Annotated in this window: 1 tRNA gene and 2 rRNA genes (1 of these 3 running past the window's edge); all 3 read right to left on the bottom strand. The window is 54.3% G+C overall.

Features of this window, described 5'->3' with window-relative positions:
* Positions 1 to 2 precede the first annotated feature (2 nt).
* Positions 3 to 79: transfer RNA gene (locus tag KUW17_RS23020), tRNA-Met, on the bottom strand.
* A 45-nt stretch (positions 80 to 124) separates the two neighbouring features.
* Positions 125 to 239, bottom strand: a 5S ribosomal RNA gene (gene rrf / locus KUW17_RS23015).
* A gap of 147 nt (positions 240 to 386) precedes the next feature.
* Positions 387 to 3,201 (bottom strand): 23S ribosomal RNA (locus KUW17_RS23010) (it continues 13 nt past the right edge of the window).

Here is a 3,201-nt window from a genome sequence, read left to right as displayed (position 1 = left end):
GTTGGTTGCGGGAGCAGGATTTGAACCTGCGACCTTCAGGTTATGAGCCTGACGAGCTACCTGGCTGCTCCATCCCGCGTCAGGTGTTTTTGTATCGTTTAGAGAGATGTTTGGATTTTACTAGGTTTGGCGGTGACCTACTCTCCCAGGGCTTGAGCCCAAGTACCATCGGCGCGACAGTGCTTAACTTCCGGGTTCGGGATGGGACCGGGTGTTTCACTTGTGCTGTAGCCACCAAACCGAGAAAAATCCAGATGCCTTCGGCAGGTGGATTTAGTTACGTCACGGGACGTTTCCACAAGCGGAAGGCAGTACAATCAACGTTGTCCGTGTCAGTTAGGGATGTTTGCTTATTTGGTTCCTTGTAACACTGTCTGTTACTGGATCAAATCAAGCCTATCGGGCGATTAGTACCGGTCAGCTGAACGCATTGCTGCGCTTACACCTCCGGCCTATCGGCGTGGTGGTCTTCCACGGCCCTCAGGGATACCTTGTTTTGAGGGGGGCTTCCCGCTTAGATGCCTTCAGCGGTTATCCTGTCCGATCATAGCTACCCAGCACTGCTATTGGCATAACAACTGGTCCACCAGTGGATCGTTCACCCCGGTCCTCTCGTACTAGGGGCAACTCCTCTCAAGTATCCTACACCCACGGCAGATAGGGACCGAACTGTCTCACGACGTTCTAAACCCAGCTCACGTACCTCTTTAAACGGCGAACAGCCGTACCCTTGGGACCTGCTCCAGCCCCAGGATGAGATGAGCCGACATCGAGGTGCCAAACACTGCCGTCGATATGGACTCTTGGGCAGTATCAGCCTGTTATCCCCGGCGTACCTTTTATCCGTTGAGCGATGGCCCTTCCACGCGGGACCACCGGATCACTATGGCCGACTTTCGTCTCTGCTCGACTTGTCAGTCTTGCAGTCAGGCTGGCTTCTGCCATTGCACTCAACGAGCGATTTCCGACCGCTCTGAGCCAACCTTCGCGCGCCTCCGTTACTCTTTAGGAGGCGACCGCCCCAGTCAAACTACCCGCCACGCAGGGTCCCGGATCCGGATAACGGACCGCGGTTAGACATCAAGAGTGCGAAGGGTGGTATCTCAAGGGAGGCTCCACAGGAACTTGCGTTCCTGCTTCGATGCCTACCACCTATCCTGCACATCACAATCCTGATGCCAGTGCGAAGCTGTAGTAAAGGTGCACGGGGTCTTTCCGTCTAACCGCGGGAAGCCTGCATCTTGACAGGCAATTCAATTTCGCTGAGTCGATGTTGGAGACAGCGGGGAAGTCGTTACGCCATTCGTGCAGGTCGGAACTTACCCGACAAGGAATTTCGCTACCTTAGGACCGTTATAGTTACGGCCGCCGTTTACCTGGGCTTCAATTCGGAGCTCTCACCCCTCCTTTTAACCTTCAGGCACCGGGCAGGCGTCAGACCCTATACGTCGCCTTGCGGCTTCGCAGAGCCCTGTGTTTTTAATAAACAGTCGCCACCCCCTGGTTTGTGCCCCCGGATCCAAGTTGCCTTGAACCCGGGCCTCCTTCTCGCGAACTTACGGAGGTATTTTGCCGAGTTCCTTCAACATCGTTCTCTCAAGCGCCTTGGTATTCTCTACCAGTCCACCTGTGTCGGTTTAGGGTACGGTCTGATGGAGGGCTATTTCCAGGGACCAATCAGCGGCCCGCCCAATCCGATAAGGGCGAACAACCTTCATGATCCGTCACATCCTCCTGGCTCAGGAATATTAACCTGATTCCCATCGCCTACGCCTTTCGGCCTCGGCTTAGGGGCCGGCTTACCCTGCTCAGATTAGCTTTAAGCAGGAACCCTTGGACTTTCGGCGAGAGTGTCTCTCACACTCTTTGTCGCTACTCATGTCATCATTCTCGCTAGTGATCTCTCCACCGGATGGCTCACGCCCCGGCTTCATCGAAAGCCTCTCTCCTCCAATGCATCCGGAGATGCTAAGGAGGAATGAGACTATGTCACACTACGCTCTGCTACCATGCACTATGTGCATCCTCGGCTTCGGCTCATGGCTTGAGCCCCGTTACATCTTCGCCGCAAGACATCTTGATTAGACCAGTGAGCTGTTACGCTATCTTTAAAGGATGGCTGCTTCTAAGCCAACCTCCTGGTTGTTTTGGACGTCTCACCTGCTTTCCCACTTAGCCATGAATTGGGGGCCTTAGCCGGAGGTCAGGGTTGTTTCCCTCTCCACGACGGACGTTAGCATCCGCCGTGTGTCTGCCATCTAGTACTCCCGGGTATTCGGAGTTTGGTTAGGATCAGTAAGCCTGTGGGGCCCCATTACCCATCCAGTGCTCTACCCCCCGGGGTATTCGGATGACGCTCTACCTAAATAGATTTCGCAGAGAACCAGCTATCTCCGAGTTTGATTGGCCTTTCACCCCTAGGCACAGCTCATCCCGATCCTTTTCAACGGATGTGGGTTCGGTCCTCCAGTGCGTGTTACCGCACCTTCAACCTGGCCATGCCTAGATCACTCGGTTTCGGGTCTGATCCCACGAACTCATGCGCCCTATTAAGACTCGCTTTCGCTGCGCCTCCGCCTAACGGCTTAAGCTTGCTCGTGAGACCAAGTCGATGACCCATTATACAAAAGGTACGCTGTCAGCCCTCAAGGGGCCTCCAACTGATTGTAGGCGTTCGGTTTCAGGTACTGTTTCACTCCCCTCGCCGGGGTGCTTTTCACCTTTCCCTCACGGTACTGGTTCGCTATCGGTCAGTAAGGAGTACTTAGCCTTCGGAGGTGGTCCTCCGGTCTTCGAACAGGATTTCACGTGTCCCGCCCTACTTAATACGTCCCTCAGAGCTTCCCATACGGGGCTGTCACCCGCTATGGCTGCGTTTCCCAACGCATTCTGGTCACTCATCAGGCTCGGCTGGTCCGCGTTCGCTCGCCACTACTAACGGAGTCTCTATTGATGTCCTTTCCTCCGGGTACTTAGATGTTTCAGTTCCCCGGGTTTGCTCTTAAAGACCTATGTATTCAGTCCTTAAGTACCTGGTTAAACCCATTATTGATTACCAAAGGTAACAATAACGGACTTTCAGGTGGGTTCCCCCATTCAGAGATCTTGGGATCAAAGCCTATTCCCGGCTCCCCCAAGCTTATCGCAGGGTATCACGTCTTTCATCGCCTCTTACTGCCAAGGCATCCGCCAAACGCCCTT

The organism is Leisingera aquaemixtae (genome assembly GCF_019801145.1).
Lineage (GTDB): Bacteria > Pseudomonadota > Alphaproteobacteria > Rhodobacterales > Rhodobacteraceae > Leisingera > Leisingera aquaemixtae_A.
The sequence above is the reverse complement of the archived record's forward strand: the minus strand, read 5'-3'. Positions and strand labels throughout refer to the sequence as shown.